The following is a 15,890-nucleotide window of genomic DNA, read 5'->3' on the forward strand; positions in this document are numbered from 1 at the left end:
TGCCATTCGGGGACGGCCAGTCGGCTTACTTCTTGGCGGCCTTCGCCGCCTTGGCCGCAGCCTTCATCTCCTGCTTGTGTGCCCGTACCTTCGCCAGGGACTCCGGACCCGTGATGTCAGCGACCGAGCGGAAGGACTCGGCCTCGCCGTACGCGCCCGCCGCCTCGCGCCAGCCCTTGGGGGCCACGCCGAGCTGCTTGCCGAGCAGGGCGAGGAAGATCTGGGCCTTCTGCCTGCCGAAGCCGGGCAGTTCCTCCAGGCGCCGGAGCAACTCCTTGCCGTCGGTCACGCCCTTCCAGACCAGCTCGGCGTTGCCGTCGTAGTGCTCGACCAGGTACTGGCACAGCTGCTGGACGCGCTTGGCCATGGACCCCGGGTAGCGGTGCACGGCCGGCTTGTCCGACAGCACGGCGGCGAAGGCCTCCGGGTCCTGCGCGGCGATCTCGTGCGCGTCGAGATCGTCCGCGCCGAGCCGGTCAGCGATCGTGCGGGGACCCTTGAACGCCCACTCCATCGGGACCTGCTGATCCAGCAGCATCCCGACCAGCGCGGCGAGCGGACTGCGCCCGAGCAGCGCGTCGGCCTCGGGGTCCTGGGCGAGGTGAAGGGTGACGTCCATGGGTCGATGATCCCGCGTACCGGCTCAGGTCGCGCGCCAGTACCCCAGCGCGTGCAGCCGGTCCTTGGCGACGGACAGGTCCTTGCGGACGTACGCCGACAGGGTCCGGGTCGTCAGCGTGTCGCAGGCGATCCAGACGTACGGCTGCCGCGTGCCCTTCAGCAGGTCCGGGAGGTCGGCGCGGACGGCGTCGACGAGCTGGTGGCGGGCGACCGTGCGGACGTCGTGGCGCGAGGGGTCGCCGCGGAACGGCAGGCCGTCCAGGGAGCCCTCGAACCAGATGGTCGCCGGGGCCGAACCCAGCTCGTCGAGGAGGGAGTTGAGCGCGGGCAGCGAAGCCGGGTCGGCCATCGCGAAGACGTGCGAGGGCTCAGGCCGGGGATGCTGGAAGCCCGTGCCCTGGACCGTCGCCTCGATGGTGTTCCCGGCCTTCGCCGCCCGCGCCCAGTCACTGGCGCGCCCCTCGTGGAGCGCGAACTCGAGGCTGAAGGTGCCGGCCTCGGGGTCGGGGTCGACCAGCGTGTACGCCCGCTGGTGCGGCTTGCCCTCGTTCTCGAACCACAGCCGGACCCACATCGTCGGGTGGACCCCGGTGGCCGCGAGCATCCCGCCGTCGGTGAGGTGCAGCCGCCGGTAGTCGGAGGAGACGTCCTCGGCGCCGGTGACCGTGAACTCGAAGTCCTTGGCGCCCATCAGTTTCAGGACCGTGCCCTGCCAACCGTGCCCCTGCCCCATCGCCTCTTCACCCTTCGCGTACTATTCCGCCACGAATTACTTAGGCAAGGCTAACCTAAAACGCATCGCAAGCACAGGAGGGTGACAGGTGACCGCCGAGATCTACCGCGACGCCTGGGGCATCCCGCATCTTCGCGCGGACGACGTGGGCGAACTCGCCCGTGCCCAGGGCCGCGTCACCGCCCTCGACCGGGCCTGGCAACTGGAGGTGGAGCGGCGCCGCGCCCAGGGCACCTCGGCCGCCCTCCTCGGCCCGGACTCCCTGCCCTGGGACCGCTTCGTCCGCAGGGCCAGGCTCGACGACACCGCCCGCCGCTGCTGGGCCGGGCTGGAACGCCGGGACACCGAGACGGCCGACTGGATCCGGTCGTACGTCGAAGGCGTCAACGAAGGCCTGGCGGAGGCGACTCTGCCGCTCGGCGTCCCCGGCCGCTGGGAGCCCTGGACCCCGCTGGGCATCTGGCTCGGCATCCACATCCTGTTCGCGGGGTTCCCGGCCAAGCTCTGGCGTGAACAGGCGGTCCGGCACCTCGGCGAGGAGGCCGTCGGGCTCTTCGCCATCGACGGTCCCGGGACCTCCGGCAGCAACGGCTGGCTGGTGAGCGGCGAGCGGACGGTCTCCGGGCAGCCGATCATCGCGGGCGACCCGCACCGGTTCATCGAGGACGCCGGCGTCTACCAGCAGATCCACCTCTCCTGCCCCGAGTTCGACGTCGTCGGCCTCGCCGTCCCCGGTGTCCCCGGCATCGCCCACTTCGGGCACACCGGCTCGGTCGCCTGGGCCATCACCAACGCCATGGCCGACTACCAGGACCTGTACCGGGAGCGGCTGCGCCGCACCGGCGCGGGCGTGGAGGCCCTCGGCCCCGACGGCGTCTGGCACCGGGCCGCCCGGCACACCGAGACGATCGAGGTCGCGGGCGAGGACCCGGTCGAGGTGGAGGTCATCGAGACCGAGCGCGGCCCGGTGGTCATCGGCGGCCCCGAGGGCCTGTACGACGGCTCCGACGCCGAGTGCTCCGTCAGCCTCCGCTACCCGCCCCGCGTCACCGGCGACCTCGGCTTCGGCGCGCTCCTCCCGCTGCTCCGGGCCCGCCGGGTGGCCGACGTCGACCGGGCCTTCGACCACTGGACCGAGCCCGTCAACGTCGTCCAGGCCGCCGACACCGAGGGCGGCCTCCTGCACCGCGTCGCCGGAAAGGTGCCGCTGCGCGCCGAGGCCAACCGCACCCGTCTCGTCCCCGCCTGGGAACCCTGCCACGAGTGGCGGGGCTGGCACGGGACGCCGTACGGCGAACTCGCCGACGGAGTCGCGGTGATGGCCAACCAGCGCGGCCCCGCCGCACCCCTCGGCGTCGAGTTCGCCCCGCCGCACCGCGCCGACCGCATCGCCGAACTGCTCGCCGCCCGGCGCCAGTGGTCGCCCGGTGACATGCCCGCGATCCACACCGACACCCACCTCGCCTCCGCCGCCCCCCTGATGGACCACCTGGTCGCCCTCGACGGCCTCTCCCCCGAGGCGGCCCGCGTCCGCGCGACGCTCCTCGCGTGGGACCGCCGCATGGACGCGGACAGCGGGCCCGCCGCCCTCTACGCGGCGGTGCGCGGAGCCGTCGTACGCCACCTGGCGGCGCACCCCGCCTTCGCCGCGCTGACCAGGCTCCCCGCCTACCCCGAGGTCCTGCTCCCCTGGCTCGCCCTCGTCCCGCGCATCGGCTTCGCCCTCGAACACCTGCTGCGCGCGGAGGACTTGTACGGCGTCGACCGGCCGGAGGCCGTGCGGGCCGCGCTGGAGGAGGTGGCCGCCGATCCGCCGCGGGGCGTGTGGGGCGACACCCACGTCCTCGCCCCCTGGCGGGCCCTGCCCGCCGAGTACGACGAGCCCGGACTCTCCGGCGACCACGACTGCGTGCTGTGCACCTCCGCCGTCCCCGGCATCACCGACCGCGCCGCCCGCGGCCCCGCCGCCCGGTACGTCTGGGACCTGGCCGACCGCGAACAGAGCCTGTGGGTCGTGCCGTTCGGCGCCTCCGGGGTGCCGGGCACCCCTCATCACCGTGACCAACTGCCCTTGTGGACCCGGGGAGACCTGGTCCCCGTCGTCACGGACTTCGAACGACTGGAGAAAGAGACCGATGTCTGAGCCCCGCCCCACGGTGTACGAGCAGCCGGTCGACGGCTTCGGCACGGTCCGCGTCCTGCGCCTCGACCCGCGGGCCGACGCCGAGGTCGTCCACGGCTGGGTCAGCGAGGAACGCGCCTCCTTCTGGGGCATGAACGGCCTCAGCCGGGAGCAGGTCGCCGAGATCTACGCCCACCTGGACACCCTCGACACCCACCACGCCTTCCTGGTCGAGCGGGACGGCGAGCCCGTCGCCCTGCTCCAGACCTACGAGCCCGAGGCCGACCGGGTGAGCGAGTGCTACGAGGTGGAGCCCGGCGACATCGGCGTCCACCTGCTCCTCGCCCCCGCCGGACCGGAGGGCGGCCGCCCCGGCTGGACGTCCGCGCTGGTCGCGGCGATCTCCGCGTACCTCTTCCGCGGTCTCGACCGCCGGCGGATCGTCGTCGACCCGGACGCGGCCAACGACAAGGCCATCGCCCGCTTCCTGAAGCAGGGCTTCGAGCCCGGCCCGCTCGTCACCCTGCCCGAGATCGACATCCCGGACGTGTACCTGCCGGAGAAGAAGGCCCAACTCGCCTTCCTGCGCCGGGAGGTAGCCTTCCCCGGGTGACCCCCGAAGACCTCGTCGCCCACTACGGGCTGGAGCCCATACCGCGCGAGGGTGGGCTGTTCCGCCAGACCTGGGCGGGCGCCCCGCGCCCGGACGGCCGCCCGGCGGGCACCGCCATAGTCGCCCTGCTCACCGCCGAGCCGGGCGACTTCTCGGCGCTGCACCGGCTGACGGCCGACGAGGTCTGGCACTTCTACCTGGGCGATCCCCTGGAGATGCTCCTGCTGGAACCCGACGGCGGCTCCCGCACGGTGACCCTCGGCCCGGCGGTACTGACCGGCCAGCACCCGCAGTTGACGGTCCCCGCCGGCACCTGGATGGGCGCGCGGGTCGTGGCGGGCGGCTCGTGGTCGTTCTTCGGCACGACGATGGCGCCCGGCTTCACCTACCAGGACTACGAGCACGGCGACGCGGAGCGGCTGACCGCCCGCTATCCCCAGGAGGCCGCGCGGATCATGGAACTGTGCCGTCCATGAAGCTGCTCAAGGGCCAGGTCGCCCTGATCACGGGAGCCGGCGGCGGCATCGGCCGGGGCATCGCCCTGCGCTTCGCCGAGCAGGGTGCCGCGGTGGCCCTCCACTGCCGTACCTCCGTGGAGTCCGCGCGCGAAGTGGCCGCCGAGATCGGCGAGTCGGTCGTCCTGCGCGCGGACCTGACCGTCGAGGAGGAGTGCCGCCGGGTGGTGCGCGAGGCCGCCGAGTGGGGAGGCGGACGACTGACGGCGCTGGTCAACAACGCGGGCGTCCAGCCGGTGCGCGAGCTGGCGGACATGACGGCCGCCGACTGGCGCTCGGTCGTGGACGCCAACCTGACGAGCGTCTTCGCCTGCACCCAGGCGGCGGCGGAGATCATGCGCGGGCAGGACGGTGGCGGTTCGGTGACCCACATCGCCTCGGTGGAGGCCCGGCTCCCGGCCGAGGGGCACGCCCACTACGCCGCCTCGAAGGCGGCGGTGGTCATGCACGCCCGCTCGGCGGCCCTGGAGTACGGTCCCGAGGGCATCCGCGTCAACACGGTCTCGCCCGGCCTGATCGAACGGGACGGCCTGGCCGAGGCCTGGCCCGAGGGTGTACGACGATGGCGGCGGGCCTCGGCCCTGGGGCGGCTCGGCCGACCGGAGGACGTGGGCGACGCCTGCGTGTTCCTGGCGTCCTCCCTGGCCTCCTGGATCACCGGGCACGATCTGGTGGTGGACGGGGGAGCGACCGCCAGACCGACGTGGTGAGCGGTGCGCGGCCGTCAACCGACGTGGTGAGCGGTGCGCGGCCGCCGTACGTACGTATGCGCGTGGCGGAGACCGGGGAAGACGGAGAGACGACGTGGTCCGAGGGCGGGGAGTTCGAGGGCTGGTGCTGCTGGCGGCCCTGCTGGTCCTGCTCGTCCTCGGCGGCGCGGGAACGGCTTCGGCGCACGCGGCCCTCCGGGGCACCGACCCCGACGACGGAACCGTCCTGCGCACGGCCCCCCGTCACCTCACCCTGACCTTCACGGAGTCGGTCGGCCTGCTCGACGACTCCGTCCGCGTCCTGGGCCCGGACGGCAGACGCCTGGAGCTGGACGACGCGGACCACGCGGACTCCGCCGACACGGCCCGGGTGACCATGCCGGACCGGATGGCCGAGGGCACCTACACGGTGGCCTGGCGAGTGGTGTCCGCGGACAGCCACCCGGTCTCGGGCGCGTTCACCTTCTCGGTGGGCAAGCCCTCCGCGACGCCGGTCGCGGTGGACACGGGCCCGACCGAGAACCCGGCCACGGCGGCCCTCCACAAGATCGCCCGCTACCTGGCGTACCTGGCGGCCTGCCTGCTCATCGGTACGGCCGCCTTCATCGTGGTGTGCCGCCCGCCCGAGCCGCAGGCCCTGCGCAGGCCGCTCCGCATCGGCTGGTGGACCCTCCTGGCCACGACGGCGGCCTTGCTGGTGCTGAGGGCCCCGTACGAGTCGGGGGAGGGGCCGGCGGCGGCCCTGGACGCGGAGGCCTTCGAACGCACGCTGACGGGCAGGCCGGGATGGGCCCTGCTGGCGAGGATGGCGTTGCTGCTGCTGGCGGTGCCTCTGATCACGCGGCTCGGAGGTTCCGCCCAGGGGCGATGGCGACGCACCGTCCCACCGGCCCTGCTCGGCACCGCGCTGGCCCTCACCTGGGCCGCGTCGGACCACGCCTCCGCGGGAATCCAGGTCCCCCTGGCCATCGCCTCCACGACCCTGCACCTCCTCGCCACGGCGATATGGCTGGGCGGCCTCATAGCCCTCCTGATCAGCCTGCACCGCGCGAAGCCGACCGCCGCCACCGTCAACCGCTTCTCCCGCCTGGCCTTCGCCTCCGTGACCGTCCTCGTCGTCACCGGCACCTACCAGTCCTGGCGAGGCCTGGGCTCCTGGGACACCCTCACCGGCACGACGTACGGCAGACTCCTGATCCTCAAGCTGGCAGCGGTAGCCCTTCTGCTGGCAGCGGCAGCCGTGTCCCGCCGCTGGAAGGCCCGCCGCACGCTCCGCCGATCCGTCCTCGTGGAAGTCGCCACGGGCGTCGTCGTCCTGGTGATCACGACCGTCCTGACCAGCACCCTCCCCGGAAGGGCCGTGGCGGAGGCGGAGGAGTCCGCACCCCCCACCGGCGGCACCGTCTCGGTCACCGTCCCCTTCGACGTCGGCACCCCCGGTGGGACCGGCAAGGTCGAGCTCACCCTGGACCCCGGCCGGGTCGGCGACAACTCGCTCCAGGCCGTGGTGCTCGGACCGGACGGCGGTCTGTCCGCCGTTCCCGAACTGCGCGTCTCGTTCACGCTCCCCGCCCAGGACGTCGGCCCCCTCGACGCGGACCTGAAGGACCAGGGCGGCTACTGGGCGAACAGCTTCGTCAACCTCCCCCTGCCCGGCACCTGGACCATGAGGATCACGGTCCGCACCTCCGAGATCGACCAGGTGAGCATGGAGCGCCGCATCCAGGTCCGCTGAGACCTCAGTGGTACGCGTGGACGACGGCGTGCCCCTTGCCCCGGCCGATCATCCACTTGTTGACCGGCGTGGTGATCACGAAGGCGACGGCGAAGCCGCCCAGCAGGGCCGACCAGAACAGTCCGTCGTCGAGATGGGCGTCCATGGCCCCGGGGGTGAGGGCGATGATCAAGTTGTCCACGAGCTCCATCACGGCGATGGAGACGGTGTCGGCGGCCAGGGCGACCTTGATGGCGGACTTGAAGTCCAGCCCGGCCCGCCGGACCGCGAAGAGGGTGAACGAGTACCCGAAGAGGAACGCCAGGGTGATCGCCAGCACCATGGTCGGCGCGTTCGCCCACCCCAGCGCGGTGCCGATCACCATGCCGAGGATCTCGCCGATGGCACACCCGGTGAGGCAGTGGAGCGTGGCCTTGACGGCCATGGACCAGGAGGCACCGGAGGCGTGACCGCCGTGGCCACCGTGCCCGGCATGCGCCGCGTGGTCGTGCGCGGCTTCGGTGTGATGAGCGCTGTGATCCATGACCGCGTTCCCCGATCCCCTGTGAGGCACAAGCCCGAGTTCCTGGGCTCACTGCGCTCAACCATATACCCCCAGGGGGTATTCCGGAAGCGCAAGGGAATGACGGAGAGCCACCCCTCTTCACGACCCCGGCCTACTGAGGCGGGCGTAAGCGGGTGGCGCGAGGGCCGCGCGCCGCTGACACAGCGGGATCCCGCGGTCATGCTCCGCCTGGGGACCAGCGCCGCTGGACTGTGAGAGATGGGGGCGGGATGCGGTCCTGTTGGCCTATGACGGGTTCAGCACCCGAACGGGATCTTGTGGCGTTCTCCTCAGCCTGCTCGGCTGACCCCACGGGACGGAAAGCGGGGCGGACAACGTCGAAGGGCCCCCTGTTTCCAGGGGGCCCTTCGACATCGTGCCCGGTGAGGCACTGGCGGAGGATACGAGATTCGAACTCGTGAGGGGTTGCCCCCAACACGCTTTCCAAGCGTGCGCCCTAGGCCTCTAGGCGAATCCTCCGCTCGGAACATTACATGACCGAGGGGAGTGCTCGCGAACTCGTTCCCACCCCCTGACGTCGGGTACTCTGTGCGGAGCCCCTCACGCGGCGCTATCTGACTGAACTCCCCCAGGGCCGGAAGGCAGCAAGGGTAGGTTGGCTCTGGCGGGTGCGTGGGGGGCGCTTGCGTTCCCGTGGGCCGGGATGTCAGTGGGCGCCTATAACCTCGTATGCGTGTCGTCTCTCGCGCTGTACCGCCGCTATCGCCCGGAGTCGTTCGCCGAGGTCATCGGGCAGGAGCATGTCACCGACCCGTTGCAGCAGGCGCTGCGGAACAACCGGGTCAATCACGCGTACCTGTTCAGCGGTCCGCGCGGTTGCGGCAAGACGACCAGCGCCCGGATCCTCGCCCGCTGTCTGAACTGCGAGCAGGGTCCCACGCCCACCCCGTGCGGCGAGTGCCAGTCGTGCCGGGACCTGGCCCGGAACGGCCCCGGTTCCATCGACGTCATCGAGATCGACGCAGCCTCGCACGGTGGTGTGGACGACGCCCGTGAGCTGCGCGAGAAGGCCTTCTTCGGACCCGCGAGCAGCCGGTACAAGATCTACATCATCGACGAGGCCCACATGGTCACGTCGGCCGGCTTCAACGCCCTGCTGAAGGTCGTCGAGGAGCCCCCGGAGCACCTCAAGTTCATCTTCGCCACCACCGAGCCCGAGAAGGTCATCGGGACCATCCGGTCGCGGACCCACCACTACCCCTTCCGGCTCGTCCCCCCGGGCACCCTGCGGGAGTACCTCGGCGAGGTGTGCGGCAAGGAGAACATCCCGGTCGAGGAGGGTGTGCTGCCGCTCGTCGTGCGGGCCGGCCAGGGCTCCGTGCGTGACTCCATGTCCGTCATGGACCAGCTCCTCGCCGGAGCGCGGGAGGAGGGTGTGACGTATGCCATGGCCACCTCCCTCCTCGGCTACACCGACGGCTCGCTCCTCGACTCCGTCGTGGAGGCCTTCGCCACCGGTGACGGCGCCGCCGCCTTCGAGGTCGTCGACCGGGTCATCGAGGGGGGCAACGACCCCCGTCGCTTCGTCGCCGACCTGCTGGAGCGGCTCCGCGACCTCGTCATCCTCGCCGCCGTCCCGGACGCCGTGGAGAAGGGGCTCATCGACGCCCCCTCCGACGTCCTCGAGCGCATGCAGGCCCAGGCCGGCACCTTCGGCGCCGCCGAGCTCAGCCGCGCCGCCGACCTCGTCAACGAAGGCCTGACCGAGATGCGGGGCGCCACCTCGCCCCGGCTCCAGCTCGAACTGATCTGCGCGCGCGTCCTGCTGCCCGCCGCCTACGGCGACGAGCGGTCCGTCATGGCCCGGCTGGACCGGATCGAGCGTGGTGTGAACTTCTCCGGCGGCGGGGGAGCCCCAGCCATGGGGTACGTCCCCGGCCCGGAGGCCCATGGCCCGGGAGCCGTTCCCGCGGTTCCGCAGGGCGGCGGTCCGGCGGCGGCCCGCGCGGCGGTGCGCGGAGCGGGGGGCGGGGCGGGGAGCCCCGGGAGCCCCGGGAGCCCGAGTGGACAGCACGGGCAGCCTGCGCCGCCGTCCGTGCAGCCCATGCAGCCCGCCCCTGTCGCCGAGCAGCCCCCGGCCCCGGCCCCGGCTCCGCAGTCCGCTGAGCCGACCCCGGCCCCCCAGCCCACGCCTGCCGCACCCGCTGCACCTGCCCCCGCCGCCGCGCCCAGCCCCGCCCCCGGCGCCTGGCCCACCGCCACCACCGCCGGCAGCGGTCGCCGTCCCGGCGGCTGGCCCACCGCGACCCCGGCCGGCACCGGAGGCCAGCCCGCGCCCGCACCGAGCGCCCCGGCCCCCGCTCAGGCGCCCGCCGCCCAGGCGCCGGCGCCCCAGACCGCCCCCGCGCCCTCCGCCACCGCCCCCGCCGGCGGACTCGACCCCCGCATGCTCTGGCCGAACATCCTGGAGGCCGTCAAGAACCGCCGACGCTTCACCTGGATCCTGCTCAGCCAGAACGCCCAGGTGGCCGGCTTCGACGGCACGACCCTCCAGCTCGGCTTCGTCAACGCCGGCGCCCGTGACAACTTCGCGAGCAGCGGCAGCGAGGACGTCCTGCGCCAGGCACTCGCCGAGCAGTTCAACGTCCAGTGGAAGATCGAGGCGATCGTCGACCCCTCGGGCGGCGGCTCCGCACCCCCGCAGGGCGGCTCCCCCGGTTACGGCGGCGCAGGCGGCTACGGCGGTGGCGCCACGGCGTCCCCCGCGCGCCCGGCACCTCCCCAGCCCGCCCCGGCCCCGGCCCCGTCCGCCCCCGCGCCGACGCCCACCCCGTCCGCCCCCGCGGCACCGCCCCAGGCGGCCCCCGCCCCTGAGCCGTACCCGGTCCCCGTCGCCCCCGAGGACGACATCCCCGAGGACGACGACCCGGACCTCAACGAGTCGGCCCTCTCCGGCCACGACCTGATCGTCCGGGAGCTGGGCGCGACGGTGGTCGAGGAGTTCACGAACGAGTAGCGGGCCGCGAGCGACCAGCAGGGGGCGTGGCAGGCAACCGACGTACCCCCGTCCGCCCCGCCGTCGCTCCGCACGCTTCGTACGAAGACACAACCCCCGCCGCCCTCCCTCTTCAGCAGCCCGCACAATCCCGCCACCCCCGCTCCGGTTAGGCTGACCCCGTGAAGGTCCTCGTCATCGGCAGCGGCGCCCGCGAACACGCCCTGTGCCACTCCCTGTCCCTCGACCCCGACGTCACCGCGCTGCACTGCGCCCCCGGCAACGCCGGCATCGCCGAGGTCGCCGAGCTGCACCGGGTCGACGCCCTGGACGGCGCCGCCGTCGCCGCGCTGGCGACCGAGCTGGGCGCCGAACTGGTCGTCGTAGGGCCGGAGGCGCCGCTCGTCGCCGGTGTCGCCGACGCCGTGCGCGAGGCGGGCATCCCGGTCTTCGGCCCCTCCAAGGAGGCCGCGCAGCTCGAGGGCTCCAAGGCCTTCGCCAAGGACGTGATGGCCGGGGCCGGGGTCCCGACCGCGCGGTCGTACGTCTGCACGACGCCCGAGGAGGTCGACGAGGCCCTCGACGCCTTCGGCGCCCCCTACGTCGTCAAGGACGACGGTCTCGCCGCCGGCAAGGGCGTCGTCGTGACCGCCGACCTGGAGGCCGCGCGGGCGCACGCCAACGCCTGTGAGCGGGTCGTCATCGAGGAGTTCCTCGACGGCCCCGAGGTCTCCCTCTTCGCCATCACCGACGGCGAGACGGTCGTGCCCCTCCAGCCCGCGCAGGACTTCAAGCGGGCCCTCGACGGGGACGAGGGGCCGAACACCGGCGGCATGGGCGCGTACTCCCCGCTGCCCTGGGCCGACCCCAAGCTGGTCGACGAGGTCATGGAGACGGTGCTCCAGCCGACCGTCGACGAGATGCACCGCAGGGGCACCCCGTTCTCCGGGCTGCTGTACGCCGGTCTCGCCATCACCTCCCGCGGTGTGCGCGTGATCGAGTTCAACGCCCGCTTCGGCGACCCCGAGACCCAGGTCGTCCTCGCCCGGCTGAAGACGCCGCTCGCCGGGGTCCTGCTGGCCGCCGCCAAGGGTGACCTCGCCGATCTGGCGCCGCTGCGCTGGAGCTCCGACGCCGCGGTCACCGTGGTCGTCGCCTCGCACAACTACCCCGGCACCCCGCGCACCGGCGACCCGATCACCGGCCTCGACGAGGTCGCCGCCCAGGACGCCCCGCACGCGTACGTGCTGCACGCGGGCACCAAGTCCGACGGCGACGCCGTGGTCAGCGCCGGCGGTCGTGTCCTGTCGGTCACGGCGACCGGCGGTGACCTGGCGCAGGCCCGTGAGCGCGCCTACCGGGCCGTCGCCCGCATCGGCCTCGACGGCTCCCAGCACCGTACGGACATCGCGGCGAAGGCGGCCGCCGAGTAGGCCTCGGCAGCCGTCCCCGATGAACCCTCCAGGCCCCGGATCCGTCTCAGGAACCGGGGCCTGATGCTTGCTGTCCGTCATCCACCTTTCCCCAGAGCCATTCCATCGAGTGACCGCTGCCCCATCCGGCTGACGGGGCCCCGCACCCCAACTAGGGTGCGGCGCAAGCGTTCCGGCACTTGGCCCACCGGCATTGCGATGTCGGTGGCGGGTGCCACAGTGGGGGAGTGACCAACACCAGGACAGGTGGGACAGACAGTGCGGCCGGCACGTGCGGCGCATCGGGGAGGGGGTGAGGTCCGGTCGTGACCGGTATGGGTGTGGAGGCGGGCGCGCAGAGCGCGCGTGCGCGGGCGCTCGCGGTGCTGCGGATCCGCGGCCGGGCGCTGGCCGTGGCCCTGCTGCCCGCGGCGTTCGCCGTGGTGCTGCTGGCCGGCGGTTCGACCGGCCACCTCGTCGGTTCCGGCTGGGACGCCGCCCGCTGGGCGGTGACCTGTGTCGCCGTGCTCGTGCTGCTCGCCGCGGCCGGGATCGCGCTGGTCGTCGCCCGTTCGAGGCCGGCCGTCAGTCCGACGGTCGCGATCGCGGAGGACTCGGCCCCCGACCTGTACCGGATGGTGCGTGACCTGGCCGACCGGCTCGACGTACCGGCGCCCTCGGCGATAGCGCTCACGCCGGACTGCGACAGCTGGCTGGAGGACCGTACCCACCCGGCCCACGGTCCGCCCGCGCCGGAGGGCCGCGACGAGCTGACGGGCGGCCTGCGCGGCCCCCACCGCCGGGCCACCGCGGCGCCGGTCCTGGTCATCGGCTCGCCGTTCCTGTGGTGGATGCGGGTGGGAGAGCTTCGCGCGGTCCTGGCCCCGGTGGTGGCGGGCACGGGCCCGTCCGCCCACCCGGACATAGCCGCGGCCCGCCGTTTCGTACGGGGTCTGGACGCGGCGGTGGCGGTGACCTCGGCGCCCCACCACGGACCCGTGACCCGAATCGTCCTCTCCGGCGTCGGCCGAGTGTCGCGCCTGCTGCTGCGCAGCTGCCGGGAGCACGCGGCGGAGATGGAGCGAGGAGTGGCCGCCGCGGCCGCGGAGCGTGCACAGGCTGTGGATTACGGGCTGCGGATCGTCGCCCAGGAACAGGTGGGGCTGGCCTACGCGGGCTGGGACCGCCTGCTGACCCGGGTGGCCCTCCCGGCCTGGCGGATGGGCCGCTGGCCGTCCCGCCTGGACGCGGGCGTGGTGGCGGCCCTGACGGAACTGTCCCGCCGGGACCGCCTGGCCGAGGGCTTCGCCTCCCGCCTGGGGGAACGCCCGGCCTGCGACCTCCTGGAGGAACCGGGCACGGTGGACGAGGCGGCGTCGCTCCTGGCCGCCCGCCTGTTCCACGGCGGCCCCGCCGAATCGGGTGCGGACTGGTCCCCCGTGGGCTGGCAGGAGTACCCGGAGGAGGTGGTCGACCGCAAATGGCGTACGGACGCGGCCCGCCTCCACAAGGTGCTGGACACCCTGGGCGTCCGCCGCCCGACCCCCCACCCCGACGGCCCGACCCTCTCCCGAGTCCTGGACCACCTATCGGCCACGGACGCGCCCGCCGTCGAGAGGCCGACGGAAGGGGAGACGGCGAGTGCCACGGACGCACCCGCGCTCCCCGACCACGAAAGCGGTACGGGCGATGCGGACGCGGACCCGATGTGGGCCGAGGGCGAAGCCGAGGCCGAGAACGAGCGCGCGGCCACCCTCGCCGCGGGCCTGACCGCGGAACTCGCCCGCGAGGAAGCGAACACCGCCCCCAGCACCCCTCCCACCCCCGATCCGGCCTCCCTCTGGGACGACGGCTCCCTGCCCCTCTTCCCGCTCCAGCCCCCGCGCTCGGCGCGAGAGTTGCTCACCGACCACGTCACCGCGATGGTCTGCTGCGCCGCCATGGACACCGCGGGCGCCACCCCCGGCCTGGACTGGCTCGACGGCCCCACCCTCCTCGTCAACGGAGAACGCGCCGCCGACCTCACCCCCCGCGTCCTCAGCCTCATCGAGGACGGCGATGCGGCCCCCCTGAAGGCCTGGCTCGTCGAATCCGGCATACGCCCGGAGAAGCCGGTTCGCCTCGTCTGAGGGCCCCACGCCCCCACGCTCCCCCCAACGCCCCTCACGCCCAGCTCTTACCGGAGCCGCGAGTTCCACTTTCCGTCAATTCGCAACGAATAGTGACAGCATGCGTGCGCAATGTGATGTGCTGGGACCGATCGCGCACATGGCAAGGGCTTACGACATCCGGCCGTCACCATCACGCCATACGCGCCACGGCCAACAGGCGATCAGCACGCAGGACCACGGGGGCAAGAGGGAGGGGAGCGACCATGGAGTCGGAGCGGATCCGCCGCTGGGAGTCGGGAGCACTCGCGCACGCCGTCACGGACCCCTTCGGCCAGGGCCCCGTCCCCTGGCTCCGCGGCACGGAGACGTACTTCGACGACACGGGCCAGGTGGTCCCCTGGTACGTGGACACCCAGGACGCCCCGACGACGTCGTACGACCGCCGTGTCCCCCACCCCCGCGACGGCGCCCGCCGCACCGAGGGCCCCCGCTCCGCCGACGACGTCAACCGTCAGATCAAGGGCTTCACCTCCACCGGCGCGGTCGCCCCCGGCGAGGCCGTCGACTTCCACATCACCGTCGACCCGCCGCAGCAGTTCAGCGTCGACATCTACCGGATCGGCCACTACGGCGGGGACGGCGCCGCGAAGATCACCACCAGCCCTCGGCTCTCCGGCATCGTCCAGCCCCCACCCCTCACCGCCGACCGCACGGTCTCCTGCCACCACTGGTGGCTGTCCTGGCGGCTGCAGATCCCGTCGTACTGGAGCATCGGCGCGTACGTGGCGGTCCTCACCACCCTCGACGGCTACCGCTCCCACATCCCGTTCACCATTCGCGACGACCACCCCGCGGACCTGCTGCTGCTCCTGCCCGACGTCACGTGGCAGGCGTACAACCTCTACCCGGAGGACGGCCGCACCGGCGCCAGCCTCTACCACGCCTGGGACGACGACGGCCGGCTGCTCGGCGAGGCCGACGCCGCGACGACCGTCTCCTTCGACCGCCCGTACGCGGGCGCGGGCCTGCCCCTCCACGTGGGCCACGCCTACGACTTCATCCGCTTCGCCGAGCGCTACGGCTACGACCTCGCCTACGCCGACGCCCGCGACCTGCACGCGGGACACGTCGACCCCACCCGCTACCGCGGCCTGGTCTTCCCCGGCCACGACGAGTACTGGTCGCCCCACATGCGCCGCACGGCGGAGCTGGCCAGGGAGAACGGCACCTCGCTGGTCTTCCTCTCCGCCAACACCATGTACTGGCAGGTCGAGTTGGGCCCGTCCCCGTCCGGCGTCCCCGACCGTCTGCTGACCTGCCGCAAGCGCAGGGGCCCGGGCAAGCCGGTCCTGTGGCGCGAGATCGACCGCCCCGAGCAGCAGCTGGTCGGCATCCAGTACGCGGGCCGGGTCCCCGAGCCCCACCCCCTGATCGTCCGCAACGCCGACCACTGGCTGTGGGACGCCACCGGCGCCCACGACGGTGACGAGCTCGCCGGCCTGGTCGCGGGCGAGGCCGACCGCTACTTCCCGCGCACCGCGCTGCCCGAGCACGAGGAGCGCATCCTGCTGGCGCACTCCCCGTACGCCGACAGCGAGGGCGTCCTCCGCCACCAGGAGACGTCCCTCTACCGTGCCCCCTCCGGCGCCCTGGTCTTCGCGTCCGGCACCTTCGCCTGGTCCCCGGCCCTGGACCGCCCGGGTCACGTCGACGCCCGCGTCCAGCGCGCCACCGCCAACCTCCTGGACCGCATCTGCAAGCGTGACTGACCCCACGCCAAGGCCGCCGCGCAGACCCCAACAGGACCCCAAGTCCAAG

12 protein-coding genes, 1 tRNA gene and 1 other RNA gene are annotated in these 15,890 nt (G+C 73.2%); 10 read left to right on the plus strand and 4 right to left on the minus strand.

The window, feature by feature from the left end; translation table 11 throughout:
• Positions 1-25: 25 nt before the first annotated feature.
• Positions 26-619, minus strand: coding sequence for an HhH-GPD-type base excision DNA repair protein (locus AC068Z_RS11985; RefSeq protein ID WP_478554483.1), 594 nt, complete (start codon positions 617-619; stop codon positions 26-28).
• A gap of 24 nt (positions 620-643) precedes the next feature.
• Positions 644-1,354 (minus strand): siderophore-interacting protein, encoded by a 711-nt coding sequence (locus tag AC068Z_RS11990; protein WP_478554484.1) that lies wholly within the window; start codon positions 1,352-1,354, stop codon positions 644-646.
• 88 nt (positions 1,355-1,442) lie between these two features.
• Between AC068Z_RS11990 and AC068Z_RS11995 the strand changes: the two genes are divergently transcribed.
• The 5 genes from AC068Z_RS11995 (at position 1,443) to AC068Z_RS12015 (ending at position 7,049) form a co-directional block, all read left to right on the plus strand.
• A complete protein-coding gene (locus AC068Z_RS11995) occupies positions 1,443-3,497 on the plus strand; it encodes a penicillin acylase family protein (RefSeq protein WP_478554485.1) in 2,055 nt (684 codons plus the stop codon).
• Positions 3,490-4,089: a GNAT family N-acetyltransferase gene (locus AC068Z_RS12000; RefSeq protein ID WP_478554486.1), complete on the plus strand. Its 600-nt coding sequence runs from the start codon at positions 3,490-3,492 to the stop codon at positions 4,087-4,089. Before AC068Z_RS11995 ends, AC068Z_RS12000 begins: the two co-directional genes overlap by 8 nt.
• On the plus strand, positions 4,086-4,565 hold the full coding sequence (locus AC068Z_RS12005) for a cupin domain-containing protein (RefSeq protein ID WP_478554487.1): 480 nt from the start codon (positions 4,086-4,088) through the stop codon (positions 4,563-4,565). The genes AC068Z_RS12000 and AC068Z_RS12005 overlap by 4 nt, the downstream gene beginning before the upstream one ends.
• Positions 4,562-5,314 (plus strand): SDR family NAD(P)-dependent oxidoreductase, encoded by a 753-nt coding sequence (locus AC068Z_RS12010; RefSeq protein ID WP_478554488.1) that lies wholly within the window; start codon positions 4,562-4,564, stop codon positions 5,312-5,314. The genes AC068Z_RS12005 and AC068Z_RS12010 overlap by 4 nt, the downstream gene beginning before the upstream one ends.
• Before the next feature lie 124 nt (positions 5,315-5,438).
• Complete coding sequence (locus tag AC068Z_RS12015; RefSeq protein ID WP_478554548.1) at positions 5,439-7,049, plus strand: copper resistance CopC/CopD family protein; 1,611 nt, start codon at positions 5,439-5,441, stop codon at positions 7,047-7,049.
• 4 nt (positions 7,050-7,053) lie between these two features.
• On the opposite strand, the gene AC068Z_RS12020 is transcribed toward AC068Z_RS12015, so the two are convergent.
• Positions 7,054-7,572: a DUF4396 domain-containing protein gene (locus AC068Z_RS12020; protein WP_478554489.1), complete on the minus strand. Its 519-nt coding sequence runs from the start codon at positions 7,570-7,572 to the stop codon at positions 7,054-7,056.
• 413 nt (positions 7,573-7,985) lie between these two features.
• Positions 7,986-8,073 (minus strand) — tRNA-Ser (locus tag AC068Z_RS12025).
• Positions 8,074-8,145: 72 nt separating this feature from the next.
• Here AC068Z_RS12025 and ffs point away from each other — a divergent pair.
• The 5 genes from ffs to AC068Z_RS12050 all read left to right on the plus strand — a co-directional run bounded on the left by ffs (position 8,146) and on the right by AC068Z_RS12050 (position 15,841).
• Positions 8,146-8,244, plus strand: an RNA gene (gene ffs, locus AC068Z_RS12030) — signal recognition particle sRNA small type.
• Positions 8,245-8,287: 43 nt separating this feature from the next.
• The gene (locus AC068Z_RS12035) at positions 8,288-10,570 is read left to right on the plus strand and encodes a DNA polymerase III subunit gamma and tau (protein WP_478554490.1); all 2,283 of its coding nucleotides are present in this window, start codon (positions 8,288-8,290) and stop codon (positions 10,568-10,570) included.
• 161 nt (positions 10,571-10,731) lie between these two features.
• On the plus strand, positions 10,732-11,982 hold the full coding sequence (purD, locus tag AC068Z_RS12040) for a phosphoribosylamine--glycine ligase (RefSeq protein WP_478554491.1): 1,251 nt from the start codon (positions 10,732-10,734) through the stop codon (positions 11,980-11,982).
• A gap of 314 nt (positions 11,983-12,296) precedes the next feature.
• Positions 12,297-14,090, plus strand: coding sequence for a hypothetical protein (locus AC068Z_RS12045; RefSeq protein ID WP_478554549.1), 1,794 nt, complete (start codon positions 12,297-12,299; stop codon positions 14,088-14,090).
• Between the two features lie 245 nt (positions 14,091-14,335).
• A complete protein-coding gene (locus AC068Z_RS12050; RefSeq protein ID WP_478554492.1) occupies positions 14,336-15,841 on the plus strand; it encodes a N,N-dimethylformamidase beta subunit family domain-containing protein in 1,506 nt (501 codons plus the stop codon).
• The last annotated feature ends 49 nt before the right edge of the window (positions 15,842-15,890 follow it).

The organism is Streptomyces sp. NPDC043726 (genome assembly GCF_056436565.1).

Excerpts from the sequence above, each read along its gene's own strand:
- AC068Z_RS11985 (WP_478554483.1), bottom strand. The coding sequence starts at position 619 with ATGGACGTCACCCTTCACCTCGCCCAGGACCCCGAGGCCGACGCGCTG.
- AC068Z_RS11990 (WP_478554484.1), bottom strand. The coding sequence starts at position 1,354 with ATGGGGCAGGGGCACGGTTGGCAGGGCACGGTCCTGAAACTGATGGGC.
- AC068Z_RS12000 (WP_478554486.1), top strand. The coding sequence starts at position 3,490 with ATGTCTGAGCCCCGCCCCACGGTGTACGAGCAGCCGGTCGACGGCTTC.
- AC068Z_RS12010 (WP_478554488.1), top strand. The coding sequence starts at position 4,562 with ATGAAGCTGCTCAAGGGCCAGGTCGCCCTGATCACGGGAGCCGGCGGC.
- AC068Z_RS12020 (WP_478554489.1), bottom strand. The coding sequence starts at position 7,572 with ATGGATCACAGCGCTCATCACACCGAAGCCGCGCACGACCACGCGGCG.
- AC068Z_RS12045 (WP_478554549.1), top strand. The coding sequence starts at position 12,297 with ATGGGTGTGGAGGCGGGCGCGCAGAGCGCGCGTGCGCGGGCGCTCGCG.
- AC068Z_RS12050 (WP_478554492.1), top strand. The coding sequence starts at position 14,336 with ATGGAGTCGGAGCGGATCCGCCGCTGGGAGTCGGGAGCACTCGCGCAC.